The 15,864-nt window shown below is 53.8% G+C and carries 18 protein-coding genes; 8 read left to right on the forward strand and 10 right to left on the reverse strand.

Translation table 11 applies throughout. The features are described from left to right. The first annotated feature begins 74 nt into the window (after window positions 1–74). The 6 genes from TURPA_RS07495 to rsgA all read left to right on the forward strand — a co-directional run bounded on the left by TURPA_RS07495 (window position 75) and on the right by rsgA (window position 4,708). Window positions 75–905, forward strand: coding sequence for a hypothetical protein (locus TURPA_RS07495; RefSeq protein ID WP_014802692.1), 831 nt, complete (start codon window positions 75–77; stop codon window positions 903–905). 212 nt (window positions 906–1,117) lie between these two features. Continuing rightward, the gene (locus TURPA_RS07500) at window positions 1,118–1,792 is read left to right on the forward strand and encodes an NADH-quinone oxidoreductase subunit C (protein ID WP_014802693.1); all 675 of its coding nucleotides are present in this window, start codon (window positions 1,118–1,120) and stop codon (window positions 1,790–1,792) included. A gap of 59 nt (window positions 1,793–1,851) precedes the next feature. After that, the gene (locus tag TURPA_RS07505) at window positions 1,852–2,766 is read left to right on the forward strand and encodes a phosphoribosylaminoimidazolesuccinocarboxamide synthase (RefSeq protein ID WP_053332271.1); all 915 of its coding nucleotides are present in this window, start codon (window positions 1,852–1,854) and stop codon (window positions 2,764–2,766) included. Between the two features lie 10 nt (window positions 2,767–2,776). After that, window positions 2,777–3,061, forward strand: coding sequence for a phosphoribosylformylglycinamidine synthase subunit PurS (gene purS, locus TURPA_RS07510; protein WP_014802695.1), 285 nt, complete (start codon window positions 2,777–2,779; stop codon window positions 3,059–3,061). Next, on the forward strand, window positions 3,058–3,723 hold the full coding sequence (gene purQ, locus TURPA_RS07515) for a phosphoribosylformylglycinamidine synthase subunit PurQ (protein ID WP_014802696.1): 666 nt from the start codon (window positions 3,058–3,060) through the stop codon (window positions 3,721–3,723). The genes purS and purQ overlap by 4 nt, the downstream gene beginning before the upstream one ends. Window position 3,724: 1 nt before the next feature. Continuing rightward, the gene (gene rsgA / locus TURPA_RS07520) at window positions 3,725–4,708 is read left to right on the forward strand and encodes a ribosome small subunit-dependent GTPase A (RefSeq protein ID WP_014802697.1); all 984 of its coding nucleotides are present in this window, start codon (window positions 3,725–3,727) and stop codon (window positions 4,706–4,708) included. Between the two features lie 28 nt (window positions 4,709–4,736). Here the strand turns inward: rsgA and TURPA_RS07525 are convergent, their stop codons facing one another. The 7 genes from TURPA_RS07525 to flgN all read right to left on the reverse strand — a co-directional run bounded on the left by TURPA_RS07525 (window position 4,737) and on the right by flgN (window position 10,746). Beyond that, on the reverse strand, window positions 4,737–5,384 hold the full coding sequence (locus TURPA_RS07525; protein WP_014802698.1) for a ComF family protein: 648 nt from the start codon (window positions 5,382–5,384) through the stop codon (window positions 4,737–4,739). Window position 5,385: 1 nt separating this feature from the next. Then, window positions 5,386–6,018, reverse strand: a complete 633-nt coding sequence (gene ruvA, locus TURPA_RS07530) for a Holliday junction branch migration protein RuvA (RefSeq protein ID WP_014802699.1) — start codon at window positions 6,016–6,018, stop codon at window positions 5,386–5,388. A gap of 88 nt (window positions 6,019–6,106) precedes the next feature. After that, a complete protein-coding gene (gene csrA, locus TURPA_RS07535) occupies window positions 6,107–6,331 on the reverse strand; it encodes a carbon storage regulator CsrA (RefSeq protein ID WP_014802700.1) in 225 nt (74 codons plus the stop codon). Then, window positions 6,331–6,783, reverse strand: a complete 453-nt coding sequence (gene fliW / locus TURPA_RS07540; RefSeq protein WP_014802701.1) for a flagellar assembly protein FliW — start codon at window positions 6,781–6,783, stop codon at window positions 6,331–6,333. The genes csrA and fliW overlap by 1 nt, the downstream gene beginning before the upstream one ends. Window positions 6,784–6,807: 24 nt before the next feature. Next, entirely contained in the window at window positions 6,808–8,061 is a 1,254-nt protein-coding gene (locus TURPA_RS07545; protein WP_245536833.1) for a flagellar hook-associated protein 3, read from the reverse strand. Between the two features lie 102 nt (window positions 8,062–8,163). Continuing rightward, the gene (gene flgK, locus TURPA_RS07550) at window positions 8,164–10,068 is read right to left on the reverse strand and encodes a flagellar hook-associated protein FlgK (protein ID WP_014802703.1); all 1,905 of its coding nucleotides are present in this window, start codon (window positions 10,066–10,068) and stop codon (window positions 8,164–8,166) included. A gap of 30 nt (window positions 10,069–10,098) precedes the next feature. Next, window positions 10,099–10,746, reverse strand: coding sequence for a flagellar export chaperone FlgN (gene flgN, locus TURPA_RS07555; RefSeq protein ID WP_014802704.1), 648 nt, complete (start codon window positions 10,744–10,746; stop codon window positions 10,099–10,101). A 147-nt stretch (window positions 10,747–10,893) separates the two neighbouring features. On the opposite strand from flgN, the gene TURPA_RS07560 reads away from it, so the two are divergent. Continuing rightward, a complete protein-coding gene (locus TURPA_RS07560) occupies window positions 10,894–11,373 on the forward strand; it encodes a hypothetical protein (protein WP_014802705.1) in 480 nt (159 codons plus the stop codon). A 50-nt stretch (window positions 11,374–11,423) separates the two neighbouring features. On the opposite strand, the gene TURPA_RS07565 is transcribed toward TURPA_RS07560, so the two are convergent. The 3 genes from TURPA_RS07565 to TURPA_RS07575 are packed head-to-tail and all read right to left on the reverse strand — an operon-like array spanning window position 11,424 to window position 14,102. Beyond that, complete coding sequence (locus tag TURPA_RS07565) at window positions 11,424–12,065, reverse strand: hypothetical protein (protein ID WP_014802706.1); 642 nt, start codon at window positions 12,063–12,065, stop codon at window positions 11,424–11,426. After that, on the reverse strand, window positions 12,062–13,663 hold the full coding sequence (locus TURPA_RS07570; protein ID WP_014802707.1) for a class I adenylate-forming enzyme family protein: 1,602 nt from the start codon (window positions 13,661–13,663) through the stop codon (window positions 12,062–12,064). Before TURPA_RS07570 ends, TURPA_RS07565 begins: the two co-directional genes overlap by 4 nt. Before the next feature lie 52 nt (window positions 13,664–13,715). Beyond that, on the reverse strand, window positions 13,716–14,102 hold the full coding sequence (locus TURPA_RS07575; protein WP_014802708.1) for a tellurite resistance TerB family protein: 387 nt from the start codon (window positions 14,100–14,102) through the stop codon (window positions 13,716–13,718). Between the two features lie 294 nt (window positions 14,103–14,396). On the opposite strand from TURPA_RS07575, the gene TURPA_RS07580 reads away from it, so the two are divergent. Continuing rightward, window positions 14,397–15,761 carry an MBL fold metallo-hydrolase RNA specificity domain-containing protein gene (locus TURPA_RS07580; RefSeq protein WP_014802709.1) on the forward strand — a complete coding sequence of 455 codons (1,365 nt, stop codon included), beginning with the start codon at window positions 14,397–14,399 and terminating at the stop codon, window positions 15,759–15,761. Window positions 15,762–15,864 lie beyond the last annotated feature (103 nt).

Here is a 15,864-nt window from a genome sequence, read left to right on the forward strand (position 1 = left end):
CTTTCGGCATAGGCCATGCCGATACTTGAAGGGCACACTCCTGATTTTGCGCAAAAAATTTGAAGAGGTATTGAATGAAAAAAATTCTGGCAATATTTCTTTCGGCAGGCTTTAGCTTCTCCCTAATCGCACAGGCAGCAGGCACCGAACCGAAAGAATCACAACCAATTGTCGTAGAGAGCGAAGATACGGGTCCTAAGTCGACTCCAGTCGTCCGCACTATCACAACTAAAAAAGGTTACGCTACCACAACTACCGTACCCGAAACCGTCACGACAGTAACGGCTCCCGAAAAGGTGCTTGTTCGTGAAGGCCTTCTGACATGGCTGAGCATCGGTCTGAGAAGTTCGATCGACTATCACCTGACACCCAAAGAGGGTTCACTGAGCTCCCTTTGGCTCTATGGCGAACTCTACAACACAAGCTGGGGTATCCAGGCTGGTGTTGGTTACCTTTGGACTCCGGTAACAACATACACGAGCCAGCTCGGTACAACGTTTAACGGTACCGGCGATCGTGGCTATGTCACATTCGACCTGATCGGTAAATATTACTGGTGGTTCGCGCGTTTCTGGTGGATTGGCGCCGGTGCGAACTACGCAGCTCTGCTCGGTGGCCAGCTGAAGTGGTACGACTCTGCAACAGCAGCGGCGGCGGCAGCCTCAGCAACCAACCCAACAGATGCAACGCAGCAGGCAGGTTATGCTCGCTGGGTCGACATCAATGCTGGTGGCGGCGTTCTCTACGCACAGGTCGGTACGGGTCTTAAAATCGCGATGGGCAATGGTTTCAATGTTGTAAACTTTGAACCCGAATTTCGCGCTCTGATTCCTCTCAACGCACCAACGGGCTACGGCACGATTCTCCGATTCAACATCGGTTTCTCGTACGCTTTCGGCCTTTAATGGTATTCTCATTGTGTGAGCGAAGCTCACACAATGAACCAAAAAAACAAGCCCCGCAAGGGGCTTTTTTATTTGCCGGGTGAGTCTTGCATAGTGGTTGGATATATACCTGACATGCGGCGGGAAATGTCCGAAGTTGCGTCGCGCGTTGCATCGGCGCGGCGGCTGTTGAAACGAAACCTGCCCGGCCCCATCTCAGGTCACCAATTTCTATGAGTGATACAAAATTTGGCGCCGTGACGGCTGCAGCGGCGACTGCAGGGAAAAACGCCGCGCTCTACGCTCAGCAAAAAACAGCAATTGAAACGAGCACGGTAGCGAGCAAAATTCTGCGCGCTGCCTGGCCTGAGGCTTCTGCGCCTGCTGGTTTGACGCAGGCGCCCATATTCAAAGACGGTATAAATCCTGTTGCTATCGATATGCCGACTCTCGTCGTCGCAAAAGAAAACCTTCTTGCCGTCGTCGAGTTTGTGCGCACGGCCCCGGTGCTCTCATACGATTACTTGCTCGATCTCACAGCCGTTGATCTCTTGGGTTCGCCGCGCGCGCAAGATGCGGTCGACAATATCGGCTGTCGCTTTCAGGTGGTGTATCTGCTGCGCTCGATGCTGTCTGAACGCCGCAGCGCAACGCTGCGCATCACGGTGCCGGTGAACGACGGCGAAGAAGTGCCCACACTGACGAGCGTTTGGCCGGGTGCCAACTGGCCTGAGCGCGAAGTATTTGACCTTATGGGTATCCGCTTTTCTGGCCACCCGAACCTGCGGCGTATCGTACTGCCCGAAAACTATCGTGGCCACCCGCTGCGTAAAGATTTTCCCGTGAAGGGCATCGGTGAAGACTACCTGATCGAAGATCTCTTGTACAAGCGCCGCAACGTAGATTGATGATGGAACACGGAAGTTCAAAAGTCGGCGCTGGCAAGGACGCCATCGGTGCGCCGACTATGGAACACGGAAGTTCAAAAGTCGGCGCTGACAGTCACTCTTTACCCCCAGTAACCTACCGCGGCAAGGTTCGCGACGTCTATGATCTCGGCGAACGGATGCTACTCGTTTCTTCTGACAGGCTCTCAGCCTTCGATGTCGTTTTCGGCGATACCATACCCGACAAGGGAAAAATTCTGAACAGCATTTCAGCGCATTGGTTCTCACTGCTTGGCGACATTCAGCACCACTTCATTTCGGCACAGACCGTCGCATTACCCCCGGCCTTTCGCAGCCCGCAATTTGAGGGCCGAGCAGCCCTCGTTAAGAAAACGCAGCGCATTGATTTTGAATGTGTTGTCCGCGGTTTTCTCATGGGTTCAGGCTACAAAGAATACCAGGCAAAGCAGACACTTGCTGGCGAACAGCTGCCCGCAGGGCTTGCCCGCGGTGCGGTTCTTCCCGAACCACGTTTTACTCCTGCAGTGAAGAACGATTCTGGCCATGATGAAAACATTCCATTCGCCGAGATGAGGGCTCGGCTGCCGACCTATGCGGATGAACTTAAAGCGAAGAGTCTTGGCCTTTTCGCGTTTGCATTTGCTGCCCTCAAAGAGCGCGGCATCTACCTGCTCGATACAAAGTTTGAATTCGGCCTTTTGAACAATGAGCTCTTGCTTATCGACGAAATTTTCACTCCTGATTCTTCGCGCTTTGTCGAGATCGATGCGTATAACAAGGCAATCGCAGCAGGCACTGAAATACCGACGATGGATAAACAGATAGTTCGCGATTATGTCGAGAGTATTGGCTGGAACAAGCAGCCCCCCGCGCCGAAACTACCGGCAGATGTGATTCAGAAGACCGTTGCCCAGTACCGAAAGATGCAAGAAATAATACTTTCCATTAAGCCTGAGGCTATCTCAAGAAAATGAGGATTTCTCAATGAAAAAATTCTACGCCACAGCGACGGTCAGATTCAAGAAATCGGTACTCGAGCCGCAGGGTAAGGCAATTCAGCTCTCACTCGCAGAGAAAGGCTCGCATGAGTTTACGCTCGTGCGTGTCGGAAAATACATCGAAGTTGAGCTTGAAGCGCCCTCAGTTGACGAAGCAAAACAAAAAATGGAAAAGATCGCCGGTGACATGCTCTATAACGACGTGATGGAAACCTGCGAAATTCACGTTTCTGAAAGAAAGGGACTCGCCCCGAGCGGAGCCGAGGGGTGAAAGCGGCAATTCTCACATTTCCCGGCAGCAACTGCGATCAAGATCTGGTCGCCGCACTCAAAGATGAATATAACATCGCGGCTGATCTATTGTGGCACACCAGCGCCTTCGATGTAACGCATGACATCTACTTTGTGCCCGGTGGTTTTTCATACGGTGACTACCTTCGCACCGGGGCTCTTGCGGCGCAGAGCCGTTCACTGGCTTCTCTGCGTGATGCAGCGGCAAAAGGTAAGCCGATCGTCGGCATCTGCAATGGTTTTCAGATATTGTGCGAAGCAAAGCTCTTGCCGGGGGCTTTGATACGCAACGAGAATCTGCAGCACATCTGTGAATGGGTTGGCCTTAAGGGCGACGGTGACTGGCAGGGGGGGTATCCGCCAGGTTATGCGCTGCCGATCTCGCACGGTGAAGGTAACTACATCTGCTCTGACGATGAATTGAAATCGATCAAAGACAACGGGCAGGCGTTGCTTCGCTACACGCAGAACCCCAATGGCTCGACGTATGACATTGCCGGCCTTGCTTCGAAGAATAAGCGGGTCATAGGGCTGATGCCGCATCCCGAACGCGCGCTGAAGCCCCAACCTGACGCTGCGGTATCTGCCGCCCGTTACGGCACGGCATTCTTCGAAAAGATCTTTTCGCTCGTCTCGGCCTGAAATGTCGCGGGCGCTCGTTGCAGGTGTCTTCGGCGCTTACCACCATGTTCTGCCTTACCCGTTAGTCAGCCGCGCCGAGCGGTTTAAGGCCAAGGCGCGCGGCAAGCTGCGCATCGAATACCGCGAGCGCAACGAAGGCTACAAAAAGCTGCGCGAGTCTCTGCTTGCTGTCGGCGACATGGTCGAAATTTCAGAAGATAAAAAAAATCCCGACACGTGGATTATCGAATCCGTTGAAGAGCGGCGTAACGCAGTGCACCGCGCGTCTTTTGGGCGCCAGCAATGTCTAGCCGCCAATATCGACGGCGTTGTGATCATGGCGAGCGTGAGGTCACCCGAGTTTAATCTCGGGTTTGTCGAACGCTGCCTCGCAGAAGTGCAAATATCGGGAGTTGAAGTTTTGCTGATCGTCAACAAGTATGACCTGATCACCGAACCCGACGAAGAGACAGAGAAAGTCTTGCGCTGGTATGAATCCATCTCGATCAGCGTACAGCGCGAAACTTTAAAAGGAGGCCTGTCGCCTTCGTTGCGAGAACGCTTCGCCGCAGGCACCTGGCTCTTGCTGGGCCAGTCGGGCACCGGCAAAAGCACTTTGCTGAACCAGTTGTTCGGTCAGTCTTTACAGGCTGTGGGTGAGGTGAGCCTCATCAACAAAGGTCGGCATACGACAACCAACCCCGCGCTCTACTGCGACCCCGGGAATTCAAGACTCGTGCTGATCGACGTGCCTGGCCTGCGCGAATTCGGCATGCACCACCGTGATGCGCATGAGATTCGACAAGCTTACCCTGATTTTCTGCGCTACCAGTGCCGCTTTGAGAACTGTCTGCATCTGAACGAGCCGGGCTGCGCAGTTAAAGCCGCCGTTGAGCAGAACGAAATTCCCGAATTTCGCTATCGGTATTATGTCTCCATGCTCGATACGGTGCAAGAAAATTTCAAGCCGCGCAAAGGCGATTACTGGCGCGGTATTCGCAAATAGGCCGCCGCCTTCAAATGGCGCGCAGTTTTCAATCTGTAGAGTCTTCAAAAAGCCTCTCGCGGTACATGAGTGTCCACAAATGAATCTGTTCGGGTTGCAGTGACAGGGCGGTCTGTAATAACCAGGCTGCGTGTCCCAAGGTTGCGCCCGTTGTGAACACGTCGTCGCATAAGATGTAGACCTTCGCCGGTGGCACGAGTTTAACGTTCAGTTTCAGGGTTTCGGCTATTCGTCTGAACCTCTCTGCTTCTTTTAGCAGTTTGTTTTGCCCTGGGGTTTTCGATCTTTCGAAAGCGAATACACTCCGTACTGTGCTTGTGTTCGGTAGCAGCCGCGAAACCAGCCTATGCAAGAATGGCCTGCTTGAAGGCATTTCAACAAAGCAGGATTCAGGTGCGATCAGGTTCTGCAGGCCTGTGGCGGCCCATGGCACCAGTTCATGCAATGCGCGACGCCTGTTCGAAAACTTAGCCGCTGCAAAAAGGTCTTTGGCAGCCCCCTCATAATAGAGAGCGTGGTGTCTTGAAAAACCACCATGGCTTGCTGAAGCAGCGTCATATCGGCGCAGCGTCTTGGCGCATGCCTCGCACAGCAGCCCACGCACAGCCACTTGCCGCCGGCAGTGCAGGCAGCTTTCAGGAAAAAGCTGCTCTAGGGCTGCTGAGAACAGGCGCATGTCAGATATTGCGCAGGTAAAGGCGAATGTGGTCTTGCAGATTCTCGCGCGTTACATCGGCAGGCGCGGCACCACTTCTGCGTACCTTTTCACCGGCCGACTCAATTTCTTTCAGCGCGTAGCCGAGGGAAAGCAGAGCCTGCACCACGAGGTCATGCGATGATTCTGCTGTGGGCGCCGCGCCGCGAGCATCTGCTGGCGCTGCCAGTTTATCGAGTTTGCCTTTCTTTGACTGCGCTTCAAAACATAGCTTCTCAGCTTTGGTCTTGCCGACGCCCGGGACACTCGTCAGTGTTTTGACATCTCCCTTTTTCAGAGCGTCGACAAGGTCTGCCGCTCCAATTGTAGAAATGATATTCATCGCAGCCTGCGGACCAAAACCATGCAATGAGCGAATAAAATCGAAGAGTGCAGCCTCACCTTCGTTGAGAAATCCGAATAGTTGCGCGTTGTCTTCAGAATAGACGCTACGCGTCGTGAGTGTGAACTCCTTTCTCGCTGTGTCAAAGCCGCCACTGACGATGGCCTGGTAAACGTTCCCTGGAATCTTCGCACCATAACCGACCCCAGCGCAGTCAATTACAACAAAGAATGGCTCTACGCGAACCGGAATACCCCGTAACGAGAAAATCATTAGAGAGTTTGCTGCTCAAATCAGGGCGGGCAAGCGGTTTTCATTGTGCGCCGACCGTGAACGCAGAAATATGCAAGTATTCGGAGCTCTATTTCTTCTTGAATAGCTGGTCAAGATCAGGCGGCAGCTGTGATTCAGAAGCCGCCCTATTCTCTCTCTGAATCTCCGCGTGTATTTCGCCACGAAAGACCTTCACATCTTTCGGGGCTTTGATACCCAGCTTCACCTGGTCACCCTTGATTTCGACGACGACGATCTCGACATTATCGCCGATCACGATTGAGTCGTTCACCCTGCGCGCGAGAACGAGCATTAGCCGTTACCCTGACCTTTGTCGACTAGATCAAGCAGGGGAGTGCGAACGAGATGGTTGGGGTCGTCTGACACAAACTGGCCACCCAGTTTTTTCGGGCGATTAATGAGAATCGGGCCTTGCAGGTTGAGCGTCATGGCTTCGGGTTTACCCGTCGGCACAGTGATGATTCCCCAGACTTCGGTATGGCTGAGGTTCGCGGCTTCGATGATGCTGAGAAACTGCTCGTCGATTCGCGGCGAATAACTGGTGGTGATGCCTGAAATCAGGGTAACCAGAAATGCCAGGCGGGCTTCTTCGAGCGATTGCAGCCAGTGAAAAGTGCTGCCCGATTTCGTCGGCAACAGCCCAAAATGCCTGAAATTTTCGAAGGCAAAAAGTCCTTCGGGAAAAAAAAGCTGGTCTGCGGCATCGATTTCAATCGTGCCTAACGCCCGGGTTTCAAACTGCATCGCCGGCCTCAGAAAAAATCCTCATCATCTCAAAAAATCCATCAGTGTCTGCTTGATGATACCTGCGCCGACGCGCAGCGCGTAGGAGTGCACGGCTTCGAGCCATTTGAGGTCAACGATTGCCTGTGTCACGTCGACACTCTCGTTTTTTGCGAGCAGTTCTTTGGTATACGTGTTATCCCAGGCGACGCGCTTTTCGTGCTGCTCGAGGCGGTTCACCCGCGCGCCGACTTCTGAACGGTAGCGCAGAACATTTTCGAGCGCGCTATCGAGTGCTTCAAGGTCGCGGCCGCCGATGAGCTTCACGTCGCCCTTTATAAGGTCGTCGCGCAGCATAATAACGACTTCAAAGATTGAGAGACCCGACACTGTCGCAGTTGTGGCGAAGTTGTTCGGCGGTTCAGGGTTTGTGCCGTCGATAAGGCCGAGGTCTTGCAGCACAGTACCGCCTTCGAGGTCTTCGAGCCAAATCTGGTGCGGCGATTTGCTCGTGAGAATGATATCGTCCTGAGAACCTTTGCTGGCACGTACCTCGACAGGGGCCGTATTAATCTTGTCGATGATGTCGTTGATCGTGTCACCTGCTGAGATCTGAATCTTCACACCGTTCAATGCGATCATCTGGTCGCCCTGCGCGACATACGCGGCGGAGTCTTTATTCGACGCGATTGAGGTGTTTGTTCCCCAGAAAACGCGGTTGCCTGGCAGGGTGATATCCATCTGTTCGTTGCGTTCGATTTCACGGTTCTGAACCTGAATATCGCCCTGGTATTGCACGCCGGTGACCGCATTGCCCTGGTCGATGCCCGCCGTCTGTAAGTGCGAATACACGGGCAAGAACGGGTCTCGCTCGATAACGCTGCCGCCGAACAGGGTTCTGCCGGTGGCGTCTTTTGAATTGGCAATATCGATGAGCGCCAAAAGATGTTGGTTAATCTCTTTTGCCACAGCTTCTTTGAGTTCGAACCCGCTATTCGTTCCGTTAGCGGCCTGCACGGTGAGGTAGCGCATGCGTTGAAAGATTTCACCGACACGGTCGATCTGCCCGTCCATGAGATTGAGCCGGTCTTTCGCTTCGGCTATATTGCGGTCGTACTGGTCGAGTTCGGTGAGCCGCGTGCGATAGAGCATTTGGTTGGCAGCACCGACCGGGTCGCTCGACGGCAGCTGAATGCGAGAGCCAGTCGCAAGCTCACGCTCTGTCTTTTCGAGCGCTACCTGATGCCGGTTGAGCGTCGACAGCATCGTATTGTTCTGCATTATGTTAGTTACTCTTATCATTTTTCCTCTTTTTCCCCTCCCGTCCTCCCCCGCGTGCGGGGGAGGTGATTCTATCACCCCTCTCCGCAAGCGGGGAGGGGCCGGGGGTGGGGAATGTTATTACAGATGGTTAATCAACTTATCGAGCATCTCGTTCATTGTCTGCATGATGCGGGCTGCTGCATTATAACCGTGCTGAAACTGCACCATCGCCGCCATCTCTTCATCGAGGTTGACGCCCATCACCGACTGGCGCAGGTTCTCGAGATTGGTGATAATGAGCTTTTGGTTGTCGACCTGCTCTTTCGCCGTTTTCGACTCGATACCCGCTTTGGCAATCAGCGCATTGTAGAATTCGTCGCTGTTGCGGTATTCACCGACCATCGTTTGCTTATGCCGCATCGCCTGCGCGATTCGGGTCGCGTTACCGCCATCTTTCGCGCCATAAGCCATGTTGGCATCGCCGGTACCGCCGACGTCTTTGCCAAGTCCGGCTGCAATGAGCGCGGTGTTACCTTCGACTTCATTTGACAGGTGCATCGCACCTGCGGGGTGTATAATCGATGTCAGCGTGATTCGGTCGAGCGTTGACTGTAACTTGTTAATTTCGTCTGTGCGGCGGTAGTCAAAGGCCCCCGCGGCGCCCGAATTCTGCAGCAAGCCCGAAAAGCCGGTCAAGAACTCGCCCGAGTCTTCTACGTGGCGAATCATGAAATTCGTCAGGTAGTTGTCTGAAGCCTCACGGCCTTTCAGAACCAGGTTATTATTGTGGTTGAGGTACGCGACAACACCCGCGTCAGACCGATTGATCGCCTGAATCACATCGTTCAGCGACATATCTGGCCGATAGGTCACATAAACCGGCGTGTGTGCCGCGTCGTTCTTGACGAACGACATAGTGCCTGCCACGCCGATGGGCCGGTCTGCCGTGAGCGCGTTCTTGCCCGCAATCTTGAATATTGCACTCGTGTCATCGATACCATCGCCCGAAAGGTCATAATTTCCGCGAATGTTGCGTGAAAGCGGGTCAATCTTAAAGAAGTTGATGTTCGTCTCTTTCGTAAGACCAAAGCCGTCACGGTGAACTTCGTTCACCGTATCGGTGAGGTTGATCGCGAGCGAATCCATCTTTTCGATGTTTTCCCGAATCGTGATGTCGCGCATTTCAATGAGGCCCTGCGCAGCGCCCGCGCGGAACATCGTCTTCTGTCCATTGTGCTCCCACACGGCTTTTTTCATACCTTCATTCGCAGCATCGCCCTGCAGCAAAATCTTATGCTGCACCCGACCCTGCACGAGCATTTCACCGCCAAGGTAGACAATGAACTCGTCGGGATCTTGTTTTTCCAGGGTGATGTCAGCGAGTTTAGAGAGTTCTTGCACGAGTGCGTCGCGCTTGTCGAGCAGGTCGTTGGGCCGATCGCCCACGGCCTGAGATTTCATGATGCGGTCATTGAGGTCGCGAATCTGCGTGCCCATGTCGTTGATGCGGCCAATAGTCACTTCAAATTCGAAATCCGCCTGACGGCGCAAATCAGAGAGTTTCTGAAAAGTGTCGCGCATGCGAAACGTGACTTCGCGCCCACGCGTGCGCACCAGTTCGCGGTGGCTCATTTCTTCGGGAAACTGCGACAGTTCATGCCACGACTGCCAGAAGCGGTCGAGTTGTGCGCGCAGCGAATCGTCAGAGGGTTCGTTGTAGACAACTTCGATCTGGTGCAAGTATTTCTCGCGGGTTTCCCACTGCGACTTGGTCTGTTCGGCATTGTGAATGCGGCCATCGACGAACTCGTCGCGCATGCGCTCAACCGCGCCGGCCTTTGGACCCTGGCCGAGCTGGCCTGCGCCCGAAGCCCGGGAAAGCGACGGTTCGTAGAGTGGGTGCATCGTCTCCATGTCGACGCGCTGCCTTGCGTAATTCTTGTTATCGGCGTTCGATATATTGTGGCCCGTCGTCGTCAGCGCCTGCTGGTGAACGGAGATACCGCGCTTGGCGATTTCGATTCCCATGAATGTAGATGGCATATATTCTCCTTAACTCAGCAGCCTTTTGACCTAGCAGTTCGCGTCGACCAGCACCGGGCGCGCAACTTTATGTTCGTTACCCTGACCCCGCCCCGCGAGGTTCAGCATCATTGTCTTAAACAGATCGCGGCTATCGATCAGCATGCGCGTGTTCACATCGCTGAGTTTCTTCAGCTCAAAGAGTGCGCCGCGCAGCGCCGAAAGATACCGGCCCAGTTCTTGCTTCTCGGGCGCGGTTACGGCTCCCGATTCCATAATTTCAGCGAGCGCGGCGTCGGCCTGGCCCGGCATGATTCTGCCGACGAGTTTGTTGCGCCTGCTGTCGAGCAGGTCGAGGCGGTGCAGCTCATTTGCCTGCTCAGTCGCCGACTTTTTCAGCAGCTCGCCGTCGCGTGCGATGATAGCCTCGCGCTTTGCCATTTCGAGCTGCAGCAACCTGTGGTGCGCTGCCAGCTGGTCGCGCAGAACTTCAACCAGTTCGCCCACGGGTAGATGGGGGGCTGTCGATGGGGCACCGTCAGACCCCACGCCTCCATGCGCATCACCTGCACCTACGATGCCATCCATGGCAGGCGCAGGTCTTGTGCGTCCCTGCACCTCGGTCGGCGACATAGACGGCATCGTGCCGGTCGCCGACTGCGTGCCTCCGTGCACATCAGACATAATCTGGGTTTTCATATTTTAATCTTCGGCTGAAAGCTAAAACGCATGAGGATTTATTGGCCTTCTGGCGATTTGTGCCCTGCGCCAACTAGGCTTTTAAAAAATTTTTGCCGGTGAGTTTTTCATTCGATATTCTTTATGCTACTTACAGGAGGCTATTTCATGAAAATGATTCAATCCCTGATTCTTTTCGGCTTAACTGCCGCTGCCATCTTTGCGGGCCCGCGAAACCGACCGGTAAACGACCTGCAACGTCTGCTCGCGATGCACCAAAGCGAGATGCAGGCTGTTTTTGCGGGTATGGCTAATGGCAATGCTGCGCTGCCGGCATTCTTCTGCGACGTCTCGTTCACAAACGACAGGCAAGTTGAGAATTTCCTTCGCAACGTTTCTGCGAGCGCAGCGCCCGGACAGGTCTACAGCCAGGTCAGTTTCACGAAAATGGTCGCGGTGGGCGGCGATGTGCGCAGCGTGTCGTACCAGATGGTGAACGATGGGGCAAACGTGACGTTGGTCAAAAGCAGTAACATCAACGGGCAGATGCTGCGAGCGGTTTACGAATTCGACTCAGCCGCGCGCAAACTCAAGACCGGTGCATTTGATGGCAAAAAAGCTATAAAGAATTCTGAATATTCAATTTAATCATTGGCCCGTATGGGTAGACTGAAATCTACCCATACGGGCATTAGTGCTCAGAAAGCATAACTGAGTCTAAAACCCTGTATTATATCCAGCGTGCGGGCAGCTGCACCAAATTCTGCGAGCCGCTCGGTATATATCTGCGCCCGCACTTCGGCAAAATGATCGAAGAGCAGCATCAGCGCCGCATCAACCATGATGCCGATGCCCACACCTGTCGTCAGGTCTGCCCCACGTGCAGCGCCAATTGTTGTGGCAAGCGCGCCAAAACCAAAGAGTGAATACTCCGCAATGCGCAAGATTTGAAATTGCCTGTTCACCTTTTGCATACGAATATTTTCTTCGCGGCGGTAGTCGCGCGGGGCTGTCTCGAGCTGATCTTCGAGGCGACGCAGCTGGCTGTTGGTTCGAAAGTAGACAGTGCCCCCGACAATCAGCGCAACCGGAGCGAGGCCTATCAGTGCATAACCAGCGCCCCGGCCGAGATCAGACTGTGATGTCAAATAAGCACCGGCACCACCTGCAAGCGCCGCACCGAAGATGGCCATTTTCGCAGCCGACTTCTCTTCATGAAAATATTCGCGCATCGCCCGCAGCATATGCTGGTCGACCGGTTTGGTTTGAGCCGGTGGTTCGGCGGCGAAAAGATTTTGCGCGAGCACCGTGCCGCAGAAAAAAAGCAGAAGGATTCTCATGTGCCAACCTTCTTTTGATTATACGCTTCGGCAATTTTGTTCTTCTGAATCTTGCCCGTCGCTGTTTTGGGAAAACCCGTGACGAATTCGATGACTTTCGGCATCTTGTAATTCGCTATTTTTTCCCGCAGGTAGTTGCGTACATCTGCGGCGCTGAGCGAGGCGCCTTCTTTGGCGATAATGAATGCGCCTACTACTTCTCCATATTTCTTGTCGGGAATGCCCACGATGGCGCATTCAGAGACCGCCTCATGTTTATAGAGCACTTCTTCGATTTCTTTCGGGTAGATATTTTCGCCGCCCTGAATAATCATTTCTTTTTTTCGTCCCGAAATATAGAAATAACCTTCTGCATCGCGGTAACCGAGATCGCCTGTGTGTAACCAGCCATCAATGAGCGTCGCTCTATTCGCTTCGTCACGCTTATAATACCCCTGCATGACGTTAGGGCCCCGCACGACGAGCTCGCCGACTTCGCCGTCGGTCAGAAACTCATTTCTGCCCTCAATATTGGCGTTTGCTACCGCCATTTCTTGCCCCGCAATCGAGATACCAATCGACCCGATCTTGCGTTTGCCCCTCAGTGGATTCAGCGACGAGACGCAGGTGCCTTCTGAAAGCCCATAACCCTCAATAATCTTGCCTTTGAATTTTTCTTCGAAGCGGTTAAAGACTTCGACTGGCATGGGCGCTGCGCCGCAGATACAGGCTTTCAAAAATGACAGATCAGGACTTGCTTCTTGGTCGGTGAGCGACGTCGAACCGTTGAGCTCGTTGAGAAAATTGTAAATCGTGGGTACGCCGCTGAAGGTGGTGCAGCGGTATTTTTTAAGAGTGTCAATAAACGAACGGGGTTTAAAGCCGTCTTCGAGCACGACCGTCGCCCCTGCCCAAAGCGTCGACATCATCGACGCAATCTGCGCATTCACGTGAAAGAGCGGCATAATGCAGAGCGCTGTGTCCACTGGCTCAAGGTCGATCATCTGGTGGGTGACATAGCTGTTGTAGAGAATATTTGCATGCGACAGCAGCACGCCTTTGGGGTGTCCCGTTGTGCCGGATGTATAAATCATCGAAGCCTTGTCGCCGCCGGCCAAATCTTCTGCTGTGAATTTTGCCGCGCCGGTTAATTCTGTGGCCAGATCTCGTGCCTGCGGAAAATCCGCATCGGGAGTCGTGAGCACGACGTGCTGAATTTTTGCCAGGCGAACCCAGACAGGTTCGAGCGCCTTGCGAAACTGGGGAGTTGTCACCAAAATGCGCGCATCGCAGTCGTTGATGATGAAATCCAACTCTTCTGCTTTGAGCAGCGTATTGATTGTTACGGCAGTGTACCCCGCAGTCATTGCTCCAAACCACAAAAACAGAAAATCGGGCGAGTTCGGTATCAGCAACGCAATATGGTCGCCCTTTTGCGCTCCCAATGCCCTGAGCATACCCGCAGCCTGCGCAATCTTTGCCCGCATCTCGGTGTAATCGAAAGCGCGGTCTTGAAAGTACAGATAGGTTTTGGTGCCGTGTTGTTGGGTTCTGGCGTCCCAAAGCTCAGCAATCGTGGCGAACGGTGGGTTTATCTTGATATGATCGAACGCGTTCATGGCTCACGCAATAGCCGTGAGCGCCCGTGTCAATGCGTAGAAGTTGGCTTTTTCAGCGCTCACGCCGGGCTATTTCTTCGCGCAGCCAGTGCAGGTCGATGCCGTTGGCAGTCGCAGCGGCTCTGAGCCAGTGTTCTTCATTCTCGTGCAGTTCGTTATCGGCAAACGCGATGTCGAGAGCGTGCGTCAGAAATATCTCGGCGTTCGTCTGGCTGTTGAACCGCGGGGGTTCTTGACTGACATGAGAATTTTTCAGAATACCGTGAATACTTTCATCGATGTATTCTTCGCTGAAGCCGAATGGTTGAACCGCTTCACGCACTAACCGCTCTTCCATTTCGTGCAAATCGCCGTCAGCTGCCATGATGAGCAAAAGACCGCGAAAATATTCGCTGCGCTCGCGAAGGTCGAGGTCGGCGTGCACGGGTTGCGATTTCATAGGTCTTGTGAATATATGGCCGTGGCAGACATTTTGGCAAGAAATTGTGGATCTCAAAATTGTGCACTGCGCACTCGCCTGTAGACATTGGCTCGCGGCGATCTTCTAACAGTTTCCTGAAAAGGAAACTGAAAGCAGGCTTCCGGAACCGAAAAAGCGAAAAGCAGGCCGTTTCGGCCGCTTTAGCAGTCGTTTGCGCATGCAAACGACGAGGCCTTTCGCATTTTCGGGAGTTTTTCCGGAGCCTGCTTAATCTCTTTGCTGTGCAGGCAGGTATCGTAAACAAGCCGGCAGATGAAGACGAGCATTCAGTTTCTGGGCGGCGCAGGCACCGTCACCGGTTCAAAGTATCTGGTTCGGCATAACGGCCAGAATATTCTCGTCGACTGTGGATTGTTTCAGGGTCTCAAGACATTGCGCGTGCGCAACTGGAACCCGCTGCCGATCAACATTGCAGAAATCGATGCCGTGGTTCTGACGCATGCGCACGTCGATCATTCGGGCTATATACCCCGACTCATCAAAGATGGCTTTCGCGGCAAAATCTACGCTTCAGAGGCGACCTTTGAGCTGTGCAAAATTCTGCTGCCCGATTCAGGCTACCTCATGGAAGAAGAGGCCGCGTACCTGAACAAGAGAAAGAAGACTAAGCACTCCCCCGCTTTGCCGCTCTTTACCCAGGCAGAGGCCGAAGATGCCTTGCGCTATTTTACTCCGGTGCCCTTTAATTCACGCGTCGACCTCGGTAAAGAAGTCTCGTTCGAGCTCGCATACGCAGGCCACATACTGGGCGCTGCGCAGATTATTTTGCAATGTGGCGAACGCAAGATCGCTTTCACCGGCGATATCGGCCGCATGCAAGACGCGTTGCTCTACCCGCCCGCGAGGCTGCCGGGTGCAGACTATCTGGTGGTCGAATCGACCTATGGTAATCGCTTGCATAAAGAGACTAATCTTGCCGACAAACTCGAAGAGATTATTCTTGAAACGCATGCGCGCGGTGGTGTGATTATAATTCCGGCGTTTGCAGTTGGTCGTGCGCAGGTCTTAATGTACCACCTTTCAGAGCTGCGCAAAGCTGGTCGTATACCTGAGTTTCCCATGTATCTGAACAGCCCCATGGCAGAGAGCGCGAGCGACCTGCTGATGAAGTTTCGCGATCTGCACCGCCTCAGCGTTGAGGATTGCGAGGCCACATGCAACATCGTGAAATATATTCACACTCCCGAGCACTCACGCTGGCTGAACGACCAGAAGGGCCCCATGCTCATTATTTCAGCCAGCGGCATGCTCACCGGTGGCAGGGTGCTGCACCATATCAAGGCGTTCGCCGGCGATGAGCGAAACGTGATTCTGCTCACGGGTTACCAGGCAGCTGGTACGCGCGGCGAGGCCTTGCAGCGCGGGGCCGAACAGATTAAGATACACGGTGATTATGTCACTATACGAGCTCAGGTGCGTGAACTGGAGAATATCTCGGCTCACGCCGACTATGGCGAGATTATCAGCTGGCTCGAAAGCTGCAATATCGGCCCAAGGCGGGTTTTCGTGACGCACGGCGAACCCGTAGCAGCAGATGACCTGCGGCGCCGCCTGATCGACAAATTCGGCTGGCACGCGATGGTGCCCGACCTTGGTCAATTAGTAGAGTTAGCCTAAAAGTACGCTGCACATTCCACAGGGCGCCTTGCGCCCTGTGGAATGTGCAGCCCATTTGCCAGCCGCCAGGCTGGCAGTGAATTTCAAATGACGGCGCACGTCA

The sequence above is a fragment of the Turneriella parva DSM 21527 genome, from assembly GCF_000266885.1.
GTDB classification, from domain to species: Bacteria; Spirochaetota; Leptospiria; order Turneriellales; family Turneriellaceae; genus Turneriella; species Turneriella parva.